We start from the raw sequence: 16,826 nt of genomic DNA on the forward strand, positions 1-16,826 counted from the left end.
TCATAAAACTACCTCTGGCTTTTTTCAAACGCCGTTTCCTGGCTTTAGGCCATGGTGATCAAAGGCCCGTCGTCGGGTACTTTTAACCCGCCAAACGACTGGAACGAATAGCCCTGATCGCGAAGCTGGGTTTCAAAATCCTGGGTACTTTCTTCCGAAACCGCCACCAGCAAACCTCCGCTCGTTTGGGGGTCGGCGAGGATGTACCGCTGCTGCTCCGTCAGGGCACCTACCTTATGGCCGTAGCTGTGGAGGTTGCGCTTGGTACCGCCGGGAAAACACTGCTGCTCAAGGTAGTAGGGCAACGAAGCCATGACGGGTACTTTCTCCCATTCGAGCACCGCCGCCAGGCCACTGCCCTCGCACATCTCGCCCAGGTGGCCCAGCAGGCCAAAACCCGTCACATCCGTCATCGCCTTCACGCCCTCCATGGCCCCAAAGACCTCCCCCAGTTTGTTTAACGTAACCATGCTCTTCAAAGCCACGGCAGCGTCCTCGGGCCGTAATATTCCTTTTTTCTGAGCCGTGGATAGAATCCCCACGCCCAGGGCTTTGGTCAGGTACAACCGGCAACCAGCCGTAGCCGTTGAGTTTTGTTTCAGGTTCGGAATGGACACCAGGCCGTTTACCGCCAGGCCAAAAACCGGCTCGGGGCAGTCGATGCTGTGGCCACCGGCCAGGGTGATGCCCGCCTCGGCGCAAACCGCCCGCGCCCCTTCCAGTACCTTCTGAGCCACTTCGGGGGGTAGTTTGTCGATGGGCCAGCCCAGGATGGCGATGGCTAGTACGGGTTTGCCGCCCATGGCGTACACATCGCTAATGGCGTTGGCCGAAGCGATGCGCCCAAAGTCGTAGGGATCATCCACAATGGGCATAAAAAAATCGGTGGTCGAGATCAGCGCGCTGCCATTGCCCAGGTCCAACACGGCCGCGTCGTCCCGCTTGTCGTTTCCTACCAGCAGGCGCGGATCGGTCGTTATCGCCAACGGGCTATGCAATATTTTATCCAAAATAGCGGGGCTGATCTTGCACCCGCAGCCCGCGCCGTGCGAGTAGTGGGTGAGCTGAATCGGGATGGTAGTGTCCATGGCTGAGGATTAAGGTTGTTCAATAATGGGAATGGTATTGGCAAAAGTTAAAATTTGGTGGGCGTTGCTCGCCCAATCCGTGCTGTTTATTTCCAGAGAAAGTACCTGATCGGCCTTGCGCCGGGTGAGACCATTGCGGTAGGTTTTGTCGTAATAGACCAGCACCAGCCGGATAAAATCAGCCATGCGGTTTTCGCGAATAGCCGCCAGGGCCTGCTTGGTTTGTAGCGGCCCCAGCCGTTTATGGATGCGCTCGGTACAGGCTACCAAAAAATCTTTATCCAGCTCCCCGTACTCCTCAACCAGCGTACGCACGCGTTGCGCCTCATCCCTCTTTAATTCGATCAGCGTCGCTTTTTTCATTTGGTCCCAGAAAGCGGGCGGAATGGAAAGTCTTCCAATGCTCAGGCTTTCATCCTCCACCCATACTCGCCGCTGCCGGTCCAGCCGCACGAGCTGCTCGGCCAGGTTGTTCTCAAATTGCTCCTGGCTGGGCTGCACCAGGCGGTTCATGGAGCCGTAGGAGGAGCCCTGGTGCTGGGCGAGGTCTTCCAGGTCGATCACCTGCTCGCCCAAGGTCCTGAGCTCATGCAAGAGCTTGGTTTTTCCCGAGCCGGTCATGCCACCCAGGAGCCACAGCGGGTAGGCTTCGGCCAGTTGCTGGCGCACCCAGCGCCGGTACTCTTTGTAGCCGCCCTCGATGAGGTACACCTCAAATCCGTACAGGTCGAGCGCCCAGGCCATGGCCCCGCTCCGCATTCCGCCGCGCCAGCAGTGTACGCCCAGTTTTTTGTCAGGTACCTGGGCCAAGGCCTGCTTGATAAAACCCGACCACTTCGGGCCCGTCAGGTCAAACCCCAGCAGGATAGCCTCCTCGCGCCCTACTTGCTTGTAGGTAGTTCCAACCTGTACTCGTTCGTCGTTGCTAAACAAGGGTAGGTTAAAAGCGCCGGGTACGTGGCCCTGCTCAAATTCCGCCGGTGTCCGGACATCCGCCAGCGGAACGCGGGTACCTAACCGGAAAAAGGCATCTATGGATAGCGATTGGATCATGCGCAGGCTGGTCGGGAAGGTACTTTAACGGCAAGGGGCTGAAAGTAGTAAAAAGCGGGCAAAAAAAATAGCAAAGCCCCGCCGCTTCGGCTTTATGACTAAGGTACCCTGGCCGGTGTCCCCACCGGCCTTAGCTGTCCCGCCCTCTGCTGGGCCGTATTCTCAGGTACCTTTCCATCGCAAGCCGTACTTTATCCGTATATGGGGTTTGAACCAACCACCATAAGGCACGATGAGGGTACTTTTCCTGATGGGCATTCTAATCACAAGCACGGGGTACCTGGCGGGGCAGGTACTTCCACCGGATGAGTGTCACAGCCCGGCGCTTACCGGGCCGCAGCGGCGGGTGGCGCAGGAGCTCTTTCAACACTACCGCCAAAGTACCCCCGCCAACGCCCGGCCGCACGCTACCCGCGTCGCCATCAAGATCCACAACGTACTGACCGCCGACGGCCAGGGCAGCGCCGCCACCTACCTCCCGGAGGTACTTAGGGTACTTAATGAAAAGTTTGCGGCCACGGGCCTGTCGTTTTTTCAGCTGGGAGACGTCAACTACATCCGGAGCGATCGGTACTTCAACCTCCGCATGAGCGACGACGCGGCGCTAACCGCCGCCCACAACGTGCACCACGCCCTGAACCTGTACCTGGTGGGCAACGCCGACAACGCCAACGGCTACGCCTACCCGCCCAGCCTGGACTCCACCCAAAGTACCCGCCACTGGAACAGCGTCTTTGTGGCCGTGGCGCGGGGCAATCCGGTGGCCCAGATTATCCAGGAGGTGATCCCGCACGAGTTGGGGCACTACTTCGGACTGTTGCATACCCACGAGCACGGCCTGCCCGGCAACCTGGACCCGCAAACGCGCGAGTACGTGACGCGCGGCCCCACCGCCAACTGCACCTACGCCGGCGACCAGCTCTGCGATACCCCCGCCGACCCGCATTCGCTGCTTTTCCCGTCGGACTTGCTGCTGGCGAGGGAGCTCTGCTCGTCGGCGTTTTTTTCGGTGCTGGACCCGCTCCGCGAGCTGTACCGCCCCGACGTCACCAACCTGATGTCGTACTACCAGGGCTGCCGCACGGGCTTCACCCCGCAGCAGGCAGAACGAATGCAGTGGGGGTACTCACTCCGCCTCCGCTCCCACCCCGACCCCGCCGAAAGGTACTTCCTCGACGGCCAGTCGCGGCTGCTGGCGCAGCCTACGCAAAGTACCCTCTGCGCCGGAGAAACCACCACGCTGGCGCTCTGGACCTACGGCGATTTTACGCCCGCAAGTACCTACGAGGTACTTTTGAGCCCCGCGGCGGGCGGGGCGGCGCACCGCTTGGCCGGTACCTGGCAGGAAGGCCATCAGCTCCGCTTCCAGGTACCGGCGGACCTTGTAGGGGGCACTTATACGCTCACCGTGAGTGCAGCCAGTCCGGCGGCCAGCAGCAACGCGCTGGCGGTTGCGGTGGCGGGGCGGCCCACCATTGCGCTGGTGCCGGAAGGTACCACCGGCTACGTACTGGAGTCGAGCACTGCTACGAATAACCAGTGGTACCTCGACGGACAGGTACTTCCTGGCGAAACGGGCCCGCGCCTCCGGCCCGCCGGGGCGGGTACTTACACCGTAGCCACCACCCAAGGTACCTGTGGTGCGCGCGCGTCCGAGCCGTTCGTGATCACGGCCACGGATTTGCTCCCGGAGGAGGTACTTCTGCTGCTTTATCCCAATCCCAACGCGGGTACTTTCTGGCTCAAGTACCCCTTTGAGAGCCTCGACGCCACCATCACCATAACCGACCTACGCGGGCAGACCATCTACCAGAGCCAACCGCCCGGGGGTACTTCGGGCTACCTGGTCCAGCTGCCGCGCGCGCCGGGTACCTACCTGCTGCTGCTGCGGGCGGGCGGTACGCACCGGACCGTTCGGTTTGTGATCCAATGATTTGAAAAGGTACCTTGCCAAACCAACAAGAAGGGTTAATTTTGTAGCTACCTGATTTTTGAAAAAACGGGTAGCTCATTTTTTTATACCTCCTAAATCAAGTACCTCTTTGGCAAAGGCAGCGCAGAAAGAAACTCCCCTTAATCGTCAGTATAACCAGATTAAAACCAAGTACCCCGGCGCGCTCCTGCTCTTCCGGGTGGGTGATTTTTACGAAACCTTCGGCGAAGACGCCATCCGGGCGTCGCGCATTCTGGGCATCGTACTTACGCGCCGCAACAACGGCGGGGCGCAGGAAGAGCTGGCGGGTTTTCCGCACCACTCGCTGGATACCTACCTGCCCAAGCTCGTGCGGGCGGGCGAGCGCGTGGCCATTTGTGACCAGCTGGAAGACCCCGCCCAGGCCAAAGGCATCGTGAAGCGCGGCGTGACGGAGCTCGTGACGCCGGGCGTGTCGCTCAACGACAACGTGCTGGACGTGCGCCGCAACAACTACCTGGCGGCGGTACATTTTGGCAAAGACGACCAGCTGGGGCTGGCGTTTCTGGATATTTCGACGGGTGAATTCCTGGCGGCGCAGGGCAGCGCGGCCTACGTGGATAAAATGCTCCAGGGCTTTGTGCCCTCGGAGGTACTTTTTTGCAAGAAAAACAAAGCCGAGTTTGCGCAGCTCTTCGGCGATAAATTCCATACGTTTCAGCTGGAAGACTGGTGCTTCGGCTACGACTTCGGCTACGAGCAGCTCACCACGCACTTCCGTACGGCTACGCTCAAAGGCTTCGGCATCGACATTCTGCCACTGGGCATCTGCGCGGCGGGCGTGATTTTGCACTATTTGCAAGAAACCGAACACAAGCAAATTGGCCACATCAGCCGCATCACGCGGCTGGAAGAGGAGCGGTACGTTTGGCTCGACCGCTTCACGGTGCGCAACCTGGAGCTGGTGTACCCGCAGCAGGAAGGCGGGGTACCTTTGATCCAGATCCTGGACCAGACCGTCACGCCCATGGGTGCGCGCCTGCTGCGCAAGTGGGTGGTGCTGCCCCTCAAAGAAAAAAAGCCCATCGAAGAGCGCCTCAACACGGTGGAGCTGCTGCTGCAACACGACGAACTGCACGAGGTACTTACGCAGCACCTCAAACAGATCGGCGACCTCGAGCGCCTCATTTCTAAGGTAGCCGTGCGGCGGATCAGTCCGCGCGAAATGGGGCAGCTCAAAAAATCGCTCCGGCAGATCGCGCCCATCAAAGAGCTTCTTTCGGCTCAGCTTGGCGAAACGAGCGAAGTACCTACAGGTACCTTGGGGGTACTTCGGAAGTACGCCGACCAGCTCAATACCTGCGCCTACCTGCTGGATAAAATCGAAGCCGAACTCCGCGACGACGCGCCCATTGTGACCAACCAGGGTAACATGATCAAAAGCGGCGTGGACCCCGAGCTCGACGAGCTGCACGGCATTGCTTACGAAGGCAAAGACTACCTCCTGAAGCTCCAGAACCGCGAAATGGCCCAAACGGGCATTCCTTCGCTCAAGATTGCTTATAATAAAGTATTTGGGTACTACCTGGAAGTGACGAACGCGCACAAAAACAAGGTACCCGTGGACTGGATCCGGAAGCAAACCCTGGTGAACGCCGAGCGGTACATCACGCCGGAGCTCAAAGAATACGAGGAGAAAATCCTGAACGCGGAGGATAAGATTTTCGCCATCGAGCAGCGTATCTTCAACGACCTCATCCTGGCCGCCGCCGAGTACGTGGGGGCCATCCAGCAAAACGCCCGCGTGGTGTCGGTGCTGGACGTTCTGGCGTCGTTTGCGACCATTGCCCGAAAAAATAACTACGTGAAGCCCACCATCAGCGAAGGCAAGGAGCTGGATATTAAGGAAGGCCGCCACGCCGTCATTGAGCAGCAACTACCCCTGGGCGAAAGCTACGTACCCAACGACCTGTACCTGGACGACGAAACGCAGCAGATCATCATCATCACCGGGCCCAACATGGCCGGGAAATCGGCCCTGCTCCGCCAAACGGCGCTCATCGTACTCATGGCCCAAATGGGCTGCTACATTCCCGCCCGGCAGGCCACCATCGGGCTGGTGGACAAGATCTTCACGCGCGTGGGCGCCAGCGACAACCTCAGCCGGGGCGAAAGTACCTTCATGGTGGAAATGACCGAAACCTCGAGCATCCTCAACAACCTCAGCGACCGCAGCCTGGTACTGATGGATGAGATCGGGCGCGGCACAAGTACCTACGACGGCGTGTCCATTGCCTGGGCCATTGCCGAGTACCTGCACAACCACCCGCAGTCGCGGGCCAAGACGCTCTTCGCCACGCACTACCACGAGCTCAACCAACTGGCCGAGGATTTTCCGCGCATCAAGAATTTCAACGTGGCCGTCCGGGAGGTCGATAACAAGGTGATCTTCCTGCGGAAACTCAAGCCCGGCGGCAGCGAGCACAGCTTCGGGATTCACGTGGCCCAGATCGCCGGTATGCCGCAGCCCATCGTGCTGCGGGCCAGCGAAATCATGCAGCACCTGGAGAAAGACCATGTACCCGAAAGCCAGGCCAAAAAAGTACGTGAGATGCCCAAGAACAACTTCCAGCTCAGTATTTTCGAGCCCGCCGACCCACGCCTGGAAGAGCTGAAAGAGAAGCTTTCGCTGGTGGATGTCAACACGCTTTCCCCCATTGAGGCTCTGCTCAAGCTGAACGAACTCAAGAAGCTGGTGACGTAGGTACTTTGGTTTTGGCCTTAATAGGTTGTATTTTTACACTAGATTATCCAATTGGCAATGCAGTAAAACAGGAAGTGATGAGAGAGGTTGTTTTCGACGGAGAAGGACAAAAAGAGCGGTATTTATTAACGCTTAAAGAATTGCGCGCCCGAAATTTTAAAAGGAATCTCCCCTTTTTAATTCTCTCCGATAAACTTCCTGAAGGGCAGGTTTATCGTGAATTTCCGGATGGACGCATCGAGCTTCAACACGTTTTTGTTAGTGGCTCAAAATTCGAATCAAAACTCATTCAGGTATTAGTACCCTCTGATGCTGAGCGTGTCAGAAAAGAACATGAATTATTCTAACCCTACGCTGCTGGTAATCTCGGGCCCGAACGGAGCTGGCAAATCCACTCATATCCAGGCCATGCTTCCAGAGAATTTTGAAGGCATCCTTTCATTTGATAGAGATCTCACGCGATCTGAGTTCGAGGTGCTGCTTGCAGGCCAGGGAGTACGCATCGACCTGATTTACCAAAAGGCAACCCAGCTTATGGAACAGGAATTGGTTAAGCAAATGAAAATAGCGATTCAACAAAAAAATCATTTTGTACTAGAAACACCCCTATCACATCCTGACTATTGGAACTATCTGGATTTATTTGAAGAAAATGGTTATCAAATTCAGTTGAACTACCTATGTCTGGATAAAATTAGTGATTGCGTAGCAAGAGTCGGGCAACGCGTATTGGAAGGTGGCCATTATGTAGCTCCTAATACGATCAAAGGCGTTTACCAAAAAAACCTAGAGCATATTAATACGTACCACCCTATGTTCAAATACCTAGTGCTTTATGATGGTATGAAAATCCCTACACGGCTGGCAGTACTAGAAAATAATGAGGTAGTTATGGCTGATAAGTTAGCTTTGAAAAAGAGGTGGATCAAAGATGGCTTGCCCTCCGTCGCCAAAAAACTTCGTGCCTTTTTTGATGATCCGAAAAAATCAGGAAAACACAATGTGTTTAAGTAGCCTCCTAATTGCTTTCATATCCTTTGTTTCCTGCAAAAGCTTTGAAACCCAATTAGGCACTCAAAGAATTTCTCTTTCTTTTAGTATAAAAAAGACAATTAGTGCTCTATTTACTATAGACCCGGTGTCTTTTTGACACCTTCCCTGCCAACCTACTCAATTTAGCCCAATCCTAATCAATCAAATGATGTCGAAACCTTTTTACCGAACACCCCTGCTGCTCATGGCTTTTATGGCGGTGGTTGTTGTATCCTGTATGAAAATGGCCCCCACGGGCTCGTCGGGCGGCGCGCTGGTGGTGCGGGAAGATCCGAGTCAGGCCCAGGCCCGCGCCAAAGAGATTCGTGAAAATACCGCCGCCAAACTGGCCGACGGCCTCAAAATGGACCTGTGGGCTTCTGACTCCCTGGCCCCCGACCCCATCGCGATGTCCATCGACGATCAGGGCCGGGTGTACCTCACCCGTACCAACCGGCAGAAAAACTCGGAGTTTGACATCCGCGGCCACCGCAACTGGATGACGCCCTCCATTGCGCTTCAAACCGTGGAGGACCGGCGGGCTTTCCTGCGAAGTACCTTTGCGCCGGAAAAGAGCGCCGAAAATACCTGGCTCAAAGACCTCAACGGCGACGGCGTGCACGACTGGCGCGACCTGGCCGTGGAGAAGGACGAAGTGTGGCGCCTGGAAGATACCAACGGTGACGGCCTGGCCGACGTCTCCATGCGCATCCTGAGCGATTTCTTCGAAGAAGTGACCGACGTAGCCGGGGCGCTGCTCGTGCGCGCCAAGGATGTGTTTGTGGGCATTGCCCCCGACATGTGGCGGCTGCGCGATACCAACGGCGACGGGGTACTTGACCAAAAAACGTCTATTAGCCACGGCTACGGCATCCACATTGGCTTTAGCGGCCACGGCATGTCTGGTGCCGTGGAAGGGCCCGACGGCCGGATCTACTGGGGCATCGGCGACATTGGTGCCAACATCACCACCGCCGAGGGCGTACAGCACAAGTACCCCAACGAGGGTGTGATTGTCCGCTCCAATCCCGACGGTAGCGATTTTGAGGTATTTGCACACGGCGTGCGCAACACGCACGAGTTTGTGTTTGACGAGTACGGGAACCTCATCAGCTCCGACAACGACGGCGACCACCCCGGCGAAAGCGAGCGGCTGGTGCACGTTGTGGACGGCTCCGACGCGGGCTGGCGCTCCAACTGGCAGTACGGCAAGTACACCGACCCGCGCAACAACGGCTACAAAGTATGGATGGACGAAAAGCTCTACACGCCCCGTTGGGAAGGCCAGGCGGCCTACATCATTCCGCCCCTCCGCAACTTCCACAACGGCCCCACGGGTATGGTGTTCAACCCCGGTACGGCGCTGGGCTCGGCCTGGAAAAACAAGTTCTTCCTCGTCGAGTTTGTCGGAAATCCGTCGCGCTCGCACATCTGGTCGTTTGGCCTCAAGCCCAAGGGTGCGTCCTTTGAGTTCGACAGCGAAATCGACGTCGTGAGCGGCATTCTACCCACGGGGATTCGGTTCGGTCCGGACGGCGCGCTTTACGTAGCCGACTGGATCAACGGCTGGGGTACCAAAAACTACGGCCGCGTGTGGAAGCTGGACGTCACCGAAGAGAAAAATGATTTCAAAGACCTGCGCGCCGAAACCAAGCGCCTCATGCAGCTCGACTACGCCGCTCAGAAGGAAGATCAACTCCTGGCGCTACTGTCCAACCCTGACATGCGCATCCGGCAGAAGGCGCAGTTTGAGTTGGTAGCCCGCGGCGCGAAGGGAGCTCCCGTCCTGACCCAGGCGACCAACCAAACCACCCACCAGCTGGCGCGGATTCACGGCATCTGGGGGCTGGGCCAACTGGCGCGCCAGGATAAGTCGTACGGAAGCACGCTGTTGTCGCTGCTGAAAGACGCCGACGCGGAGATCGTGGCCCAAACCGCCAAGGTACTGGGTGACGCTGCCATGGCTGAGGCCGGTCCGCAGCTGGTCCCTTTGCTCACCAGCGCGCAGCCGCGCGTACAGTTCTTTGCGGCCCAGGCCCTGGGGCGCGTGGGATACAAAGAAGCCGTAGCGCCTTTGCTGAAAATGATCGAGGCCAACCGCGACCAGGACGTGTACCTGCGCCACGCGGGCGTCATGGCCCTGACCCGCCTCAAGCAGGTGGAGCCCATCGCCGCGCTGGCCAAAAGCTCCAGCCGGTCGCTCCGGATTGCGGGCGTACTAGTGATGCGGCAGTGGCGTAACGAAAACATTCGCCTGTTTTTGCAGGATCAGGACGAGTACATCGTAACCGAAGCCGCCCGGGCCATCAACGACGACGAGTCCATTCCCGCCGCCCTGCCCGACCTGGCTGCGGTACTCAAGGAAAAGCGCTTTACGTCCGAGCCGCTGCTGCGCCGTGGCATCAACGCCTGCCTGCGCGTGGGCAACCCTGAGCAACTCGATATACTGATTGCCTTCGCCAAGCGCCAGGACGTGGATAAAACCATCCGGTCCGAAGCGCTGGCTACATTAGGTACCTGGGCCAACCCGTCGGTACTCGACCGCGTCGATGGCCGCTACCGGGGTGTCATTGAGCGGAATCCGGCTTCGGCCCGCATGAAGATTCAACCGCACGTGAACGATTTGCTACAGGATTCGCAGTCGGACGTACTGATTGCCACGGCCCAAATGCTCGGAGAACTCGGCATGTCCAACAACAATCCGGCGCTGCTCAAAATCATGAACGAGCACTGGGCTCCGGAAGTACGGTCCGCCATGCTTACGGCTTTGCACAAGCTCAAGTACAACGACATGGACGCCGTGATCAAGAAAGGCATGAACGACAAAAATGAGGATGTACGGACGGTAGCCCTGGGCCTGATGAGCGAGCTGAACATGTCGCAGCAAACGCTGTCGGAGGTAGTAAGTACCATTTTTGATAAAGGTACCGAGAAAGAACAGCAACAAATGCTACGGGTACTTAGCACCATGCCCGCCGCCAAAACCGAGCGCATTCTGGACGGGCTCATTGCCCGGATGGGCAAGAAAGAACTCTCCCCCAGCCTGAACCTGGAGCTGGCTGAGGCCGTAGATTCTACCCATTCCGAAGCGCTCAAAGCCAAGCTTTCGGCCCTGAAGCCCAGCGGTTCGGGTGTGGCCGAGTTTCAGGATGCACTTTTTGGCGGTAACCGTCAGATAGGTAGCCGGTACTTTTATACCAACTCCACCGGCCAGTGCGTGCGCTGCCACGCCATTGGTGGCCGGGGCGGCGAGGTAGGTCCGTCGCTGACCCACATTGGCGACGTGCTGAGCCGCGAGAAACTCCTGGAAGCGCTCATCGAGCCCAGCGCGCGGCTGGCACCGGGCTTTGGCATGGTAACGCTCACGCTCAAAGACGGGCAGGTCGTCAACGGCATCCTGGCCGAAGAAACCGAGCAGGAACTCATCCTGAAAACCTCCGAGGCCGAGCCGCTGAAGATTCCGCAGGCTCGCATTGCCAAGCGCGAAAACATGCCTTCGAGCATGCCACCGATGGGCTACATCATGTCCAAACGCGAGATCCGCGACATGGTAGAGTTTTTGGCTAATCTAAAAAAGTAGGGTACTTTTCGTATCAATTCTTTAACAGCCCGTCCGGAAGGTAACTTCCGGACGGTTTTTTTGTAGGTACCTCCCCCCTGCTACCACAGCTGCCATCTAGGCCGTCACGGTACTTGATTTCTCCTTCTAAGTACTTTCAAAAAAACTTATTTATATTATTTCTAAATAATGCTTGACTTGTAGGAAATCCCCATCTACATTTGCGCCATTATTTTTAATTAATCTAAATAAATAAGTATACATGAAAGGCTTTTTACTCGTCCTGTTGGGATGTTTTACAAGTACCCTTTTGCTGGCACAATCCGGGCAAATCAAAGGCATCATTACTTCAAAAGACGGCCAGCCCGCCGGATATGTCAATGTGCTGCTGGAAGGTACCCAGCAGGGGACGACGACCCAAGCCGATGGCTCTTACAGCTTTACCAACTTACCGGAAGGTACCTACGTATTAACGGCCAGCTTCATTGGCCTGCAAGCCCAAAGCGAAACCGTGGCCCTGCGCGAAGGCGAGATCCGAACCATTCATTTTACGCTGAAAGAAAACAGTCGGCAGCTGCAGGAAGTGATCGTGTTTGCCAACGCCAACAAGTACAAGGCCGACTACACCTCCAAATCGCTGCGGCTGATGTCGCCCATTCTCGAAACCCCGCAAAACATCCAAGTCATCGGGCGGCAGATCATCGCCGATCAGCAGGTTTTTGACATGCTCGAAGGGATTCAGCGTAACGTGAGCGGGGCCCAGAAGGTAGAGCACTGGGACAACTACGCGCTCATCTACATGCGCGGCGCGCAGATCACGGCTTTCCGCAACGGCATGAATGTGCAGATGCCCTGGGGGCCGCTGGCCGAAGACATGAGCATGGTGGAACGCATCGAGTTTGTGAAGGGTCCGGCGGGCTTTATGCTGGCCAACGGCGAGCCGAGTGGCTTCTACAACGTCGTGACCAAGAAACCTTCGGGTATTGAAAAGGGCGAGGCTTCGTTTTCGCTGGGTAGTTTTGATACCTACCGCACCACCCTGGACCTGGACGGCAAACTTTCCAAAAGCGGAAAACTGCTGTACCGCCTCAACCTGATGGGCCAGCTCAAAGGATCGCACCGCGACTTTGAGTACAACAACCGCTATTCGGTGGTACCCGTGATCAAGTACCTCATCGACGAGAAAAGCGCCCTGACGCTGGAGTATACCTACCAGTTTTCGGAAATGAGCGTCATCGGGAGCAACTACGCCTTCTCCAACCGCGGCTACGCGGATTTGCCCCGCAACTTCACCACGGCCGAAGCCAACCTGGCCCCCAGCCGCATCAACGACCAGAGCATCCTGGGTATTTTTGAGCATTTCTTTAACGAAAAATGGAAGCTCACCGCCCAAATGGCCTACTTCAACTACGACCAGGTGGGGCAGAGTATTTGGCCCTGGGGAATCTCCCAGGTAGATAACCGCTCGATGCAACGGGGCATCAGCATCTGGGACGCGCTGGGCATGACCAAAACCGGGCAGATCTTCCTGAACGGTAGTGCCCAGACGGGCGGCATTAGCCACAACCTGCTGGGGGGCATCGACATGAGCCAGAAAGACTACTACGCCGACTGGAACCAGGGCGCGGCTCTGGGCGACAGTACGTTCAATATCTACAACCCGGTCTATGGTACCGTGGCGGCGGCGGATATTCCCGTCTGGGACCGCAGCCTGAACATCCGCGAGCGGGGCGTGCGCTACAATACCAGCTACAGTTCCTTTTACGCGCAGGACGAAATCGGTTTGTTCCAAAACAAACTCCGCCTCACGCTGGCCGGACGCTTTACGCACCATAAAGACATGAACCCGTACAATCCCTCTACCGACGACAGCAAGTTTACGCCGCGCGCCGGACTGAGCTACTCCATCAACAAACAAACCTCGGCCTACTTCGTGTATGACCAGGCGTTTGTGTCCAACCCCGGCCGAGACTGGCAGGGCCGCAGCTTTGACCCCATCACGGGCAACAACCTGGAAGTAGGCTTTAAAAGAAACTGGTTCGGGGGCCGCTGGAACTCCACCTTCGCCGCTTACCGCATCATCAAAAACAACGTGCTGACCACCGACACCCAACATCCCGACCCCACCACCGGGCAGTTTGTGTTCAGCCGCCAGACCGGCCAGCAGCAGGTAGAAGGCGTGGAAGCCGACATCAAAGGCGAGCTACTCCCCCACCTGGACCTGATCCTGAACTATGCCTACACCGACGCCCAGATCACCAAAGACTCCGACGAGTCGGTGGTGGGCAACCAGGTACCTGGCGCAACACGGCACATCCACAACGCCTGGATCTCCTACACCCTTCCGCAAAGTACCCTCAAGGGGCTGAAGTTTTCGCTGGGCTACCAGTACCAGGCCGGGCGCTCATCCTGGTACATCTTCGATAATTCCCAAAATGCCCTGCCCGACTACTTCCGGCTGGACGGCGGACTATCGTACCAGACTCCCACCTTTGGCGTAACGCTGAATGTCAATAACCTGCTCAACGAGTACCTGTACTCGGGCGCTCCCTACGGAAGTACCTACTACTGGCAAACGGAGCCCGGACGCAACGCCCGCCTCTCCATCAGCTACCGCTTTTGATTGATATGACGTTCAAAAAAATCATCGGAAAGATTCACCTCTGGCTCGGGCTTAGTACCGGGCTGGTGGTGTTTATCATCGCCATTACCGGCTGCTTGTACGCCTTTCAGGCCGAGATCCAGGACCTCACCCAGCCCTACCGATTTGTAGAGCCGCAGCAGGCCGCCTACCTGCCTCCCTCGGTGCTCAAAGGCATTGCCGAAAAACAACTCCCCGACAAGCACCTGCACGCCGTGGAGTACGGACAACCGGGAAAGGCCGCGCAGGTCATTTTTTTTCATTTTGAGCCTTCGTATTACTACAGCGTGTACCTGAATCCCTATACCGGCGAGGTACTTAGGGTAAAAGACATGGACGCCGACTTTTTCCGGATCGTGCTGATGGGCCACTACTACCTGTGGCTGCCGCCGCAGATCGGACAGCCGCTGGTGGCTTCCGCCACGCTGCTGTTTGCGGTGCTGCTGGTGTCGGGCATCGTGCTGTGGTGGCCCAAAAACAAAGCGGCCGCCAAGCAGCGCTTTTGGCTCCGCTGGAAACCTACGCTGAATTGGAAGCGCAAAAACTACGACCTGCACAACGTCCTGGGCTTTTATGCTTCCTGGATCGCGGTCATCCTCACCCTGACGGGCCTGGTGTGGGGGTTTCAGTGGGTAGCGCAGGGCCTTCACGCTAGCCTGGGCGGTGAAAAACCCCTTTTGTACCAGGAACCCGTTTCGGACAAAAGCCGCTCCGAGGCCGCTTCGGAGCAGGTACCGGCCATCGACCGGGTGTGGCTGCTCATGCAGCGCGAGTACCCCCGGGCCGAGCGCCTGGAAGTCCACGTACCTGACAGCGATACGGCTGCCATCGCCGCCAACGCCAATGCTGACGCCCGTACCTTCTGGCAAATCGACTACCGCTACTTCGACCAGTATACGCTGGCCGAACTACCCGTGGAGCATATCTACGGCAGGCTCAAAGACGCTCAACTGGCCGACAAGGTACTTCGGATGAACTACGACATTCACGTGGGAGCCATCCTGGGACTACCCGGCAAAATACTGGCCTTTTTTTGTAGCCTCGTCGTAGCGAGCCTGCCCGTTACAGGCTTTTTGATCTGGTGGGGCCGCCGTAAGCGCGCGCCGGTGGCCCGTAAACGGGCTGTTGTAAATGCCTAACGTCAGCTTTCTTTTTGGTCAATACACCAGTCAAGATACTTTCTAAACGTATAATCACGTTATTGCTTGACTACAAGGCAACTCCTAATGCCTACCTAATCTTTTACCTAAGCCATGGAAAAATTATTTTTTGTAAAAATGAAATGGAGCTGGATGGGCTACCAGGTTAAAACTACCCTCTACCAGGAGGAAAGTGGTTCCAAAAAGTACCCCGCTTCCTCTGTAAGCACCCGGACGGTTCCTTTGCAAAATCCCGATTACGAACTCTACCTGGCCGCAAGTACCTCCCAAGAAGCCATTTCCGAAGCGAAGAAAGCCATTAAAAAATCGTACTTTCTAAGAGCAGGAGCTAAGTCAAGCCGACGCTTTTAAGTACCTCTGCTGAGGTTTGTCCCCCACCATATCGTTGGGGGACAAACCTCGTTGCGTCTTAATGCGCAAAATCCTTCCCTTTTTCTGGGCGTAGAACGCTGCGGAAGTAGTCCTCAGAGGCTAATGACGATGAGTAAAGCCTTTTCATTTTCTCAAGTACCTTCTCAGGCTGAGCAACCTACCGGCTTCTGCGGTACCATGTAGCCTTCGAGCGCTACCAGGTACCCTTATTACGGGCTTTTTTTACCTGGTACTACCCCCAGGATCGTCCGGCTGCGCACAGGGAGCGCTCCGCAACCAAACTATACTTTCCCACACAATGCTGATACTATTTTTCACAAAGTAGGATGGTTCATGAAATTTATTGTAATTTCTTTGCGCCTATAAAAAATCGTCATGAAAGCCATTGAATACCGCCTGCCGAAGGATTTTGACAAATCTTTCATTGTGTTTCAGGAAACCGGAAAGTTTTTTCCCTGCCCCTGGCACTACCATCCCGAGTATGAATTTGTATTAGTGACCAAAAGTACCGGCCGACGCATGGTGGGCGACCACATTGGGTACTTTGAGGAGGAAGACCTGGTTTTTATGGGCTCCATGCTGCCCCACGTATGGGTCAACGACGCCGTGTACAGCAGCGGCCAGGCTACCCACCCCGCCGACGCCATCGTGGTCCATTTTTTGGATAATTTCCTGGGCCAGGATTTTTTGTCCGTCCCGGAAATGGAGGAATTCCGGAAGGTACTTCGGCTGTCGGAGCGGGGCATGGCCCTCAAAGGCCGCACGCGCAGGAAGATCAACACCCTGCTCAAGCAAATGCCCCCGATGAACGGCCTTCAGCGGCTCTCGACGCTGCTGACGATCTTCGACATCATGGCCAATACCCAGGAGTACGACCTGCTGGCAAGCCCCAAGTTTGTGCAGAATTTTCAGTACGAGTCCTCGGACCGCTTCCGCAAAGTGACGGAGTACATCATGCAGAACTTCGACCAGGACATCAGCCTGCCCGAAATCGCTTCCGTGGCCAGCATGGGCGTTACGGCCTTTTGTAACTTTTTCAAGGAGCAGTACCGGGTTACGTTTGTGGAGTACCTCAACACCGTCCGGATCGGGCACGCCTGCAAGCTCCTGGCCGAAAACGACCGCCACGTGGTGGAGGTAGCCTACGAATGCGGGTTTAATAATCTGGCCAATTTTAACCGTCAGTTCAAGAAATTCAAGAACATGACGCCCACCATCTACCGCAAAACGCTGGCGATCTAGCGC

General features: G+C 56.6%; 11 protein-coding genes. 9 read left to right on the forward strand and 2 right to left on the reverse strand.

Features of this window, described 5'->3' with window-relative positions; translation table 11 throughout:
- Positions 1-44: 44 nt before the first annotated feature.
- Positions 45-1,088 carry a selenide, water dikinase SelD gene (gene selD / locus HNQ92_RS13395; RefSeq protein WP_184174517.1) on the reverse strand — a complete coding sequence of 348 codons (1,044 nt, stop codon included), beginning with the start codon at positions 1,086-1,088 and terminating at the stop codon, positions 45-47.
- A gap of 9 nt (positions 1,089-1,097) precedes the next feature.
- Positions 1,098-2,141, reverse strand: a complete 1,044-nt coding sequence (mnmH, locus tag HNQ92_RS13400; RefSeq protein WP_184174518.1) for a tRNA 2-selenouridine(34) synthase MnmH — start codon at positions 2,139-2,141, stop codon at positions 1,098-1,100.
- A gap of 232 nt (positions 2,142-2,373) precedes the next feature.
- On the opposite strand from mnmH, the gene HNQ92_RS13405 reads away from it, so the two are divergent.
- The 9 genes from HNQ92_RS13405 to HNQ92_RS13445 all read left to right on the forward strand — a co-directional run bounded on the left by HNQ92_RS13405 (position 2,374) and on the right by HNQ92_RS13445 (position 16,823).
- The gene (locus HNQ92_RS13405; protein ID WP_184174519.1) at positions 2,374-4,074 is read left to right on the forward strand and encodes a T9SS type A sorting domain-containing protein; all 1,701 of its coding nucleotides are present in this window, start codon (positions 2,374-2,376) and stop codon (positions 4,072-4,074) included.
- A gap of 109 nt (positions 4,075-4,183) precedes the next feature.
- Positions 4,184-6,817, forward strand: a complete 2,634-nt coding sequence (gene mutS, locus HNQ92_RS13410) for a DNA mismatch repair protein MutS (protein ID WP_184174520.1) — start codon at positions 4,184-4,186, stop codon at positions 6,815-6,817.
- An 11-nt stretch (positions 6,818-6,828) separates the two neighbouring features.
- Positions 6,829-7,164: a hypothetical protein gene (locus tag HNQ92_RS13415; RefSeq protein ID WP_221307441.1), complete on the forward strand. Its 336-nt coding sequence runs from the start codon at positions 6,829-6,831 to the stop codon at positions 7,162-7,164.
- The gene (locus HNQ92_RS13420) at positions 7,151-7,831 is read left to right on the forward strand and encodes a zeta toxin family protein (RefSeq protein WP_184174522.1); all 681 of its coding nucleotides are present in this window, start codon (positions 7,151-7,153) and stop codon (positions 7,829-7,831) included. The genes HNQ92_RS13415 and HNQ92_RS13420 overlap by 14 nt, the downstream gene beginning before the upstream one ends.
- A 184-nt stretch (positions 7,832-8,015) precedes the next feature.
- Positions 8,016-11,429, forward strand: a complete 3,414-nt coding sequence (locus HNQ92_RS13425) for a DUF7133 domain-containing protein (RefSeq protein ID WP_184174523.1) — start codon at positions 8,016-8,018, stop codon at positions 11,427-11,429.
- A gap of 241 nt (positions 11,430-11,670) precedes the next feature.
- Entirely contained in the window at positions 11,671-14,031 is a 2,361-nt protein-coding gene (locus HNQ92_RS13430) for a TonB-dependent receptor (protein WP_184174524.1), read from the forward strand.
- Between the two features lie 5 nt (positions 14,032-14,036).
- Positions 14,037-15,188 carry a PepSY-associated TM helix domain-containing protein gene (locus HNQ92_RS13435; RefSeq protein ID WP_184174525.1) on the forward strand — a complete coding sequence of 384 codons (1,152 nt, stop codon included), beginning with the start codon at positions 14,037-14,039 and terminating at the stop codon, positions 15,186-15,188.
- A gap of 114 nt (positions 15,189-15,302) precedes the next feature.
- Positions 15,303-15,560 (forward strand): hypothetical protein, encoded by a 258-nt coding sequence (locus tag HNQ92_RS13440; protein ID WP_184174526.1) that lies wholly within the window; start codon positions 15,303-15,305, stop codon positions 15,558-15,560.
- 396 nt (positions 15,561-15,956) lie between these two features.
- Positions 15,957-16,823 (forward strand): AraC family transcriptional regulator, encoded by an 867-nt coding sequence (locus tag HNQ92_RS13445; RefSeq protein ID WP_184174527.1) that lies wholly within the window; start codon positions 15,957-15,959, stop codon positions 16,821-16,823.
- Positions 16,824-16,826: the final 3 nt, after the last annotated feature.

It is taken from the genome of Rhabdobacter roseus (genome assembly GCF_014202275.1).
GTDB classification, from domain to species: domain Bacteria; phylum Bacteroidota; class Bacteroidia; order Cytophagales; family Spirosomataceae; genus Rhabdobacter; species Rhabdobacter roseus.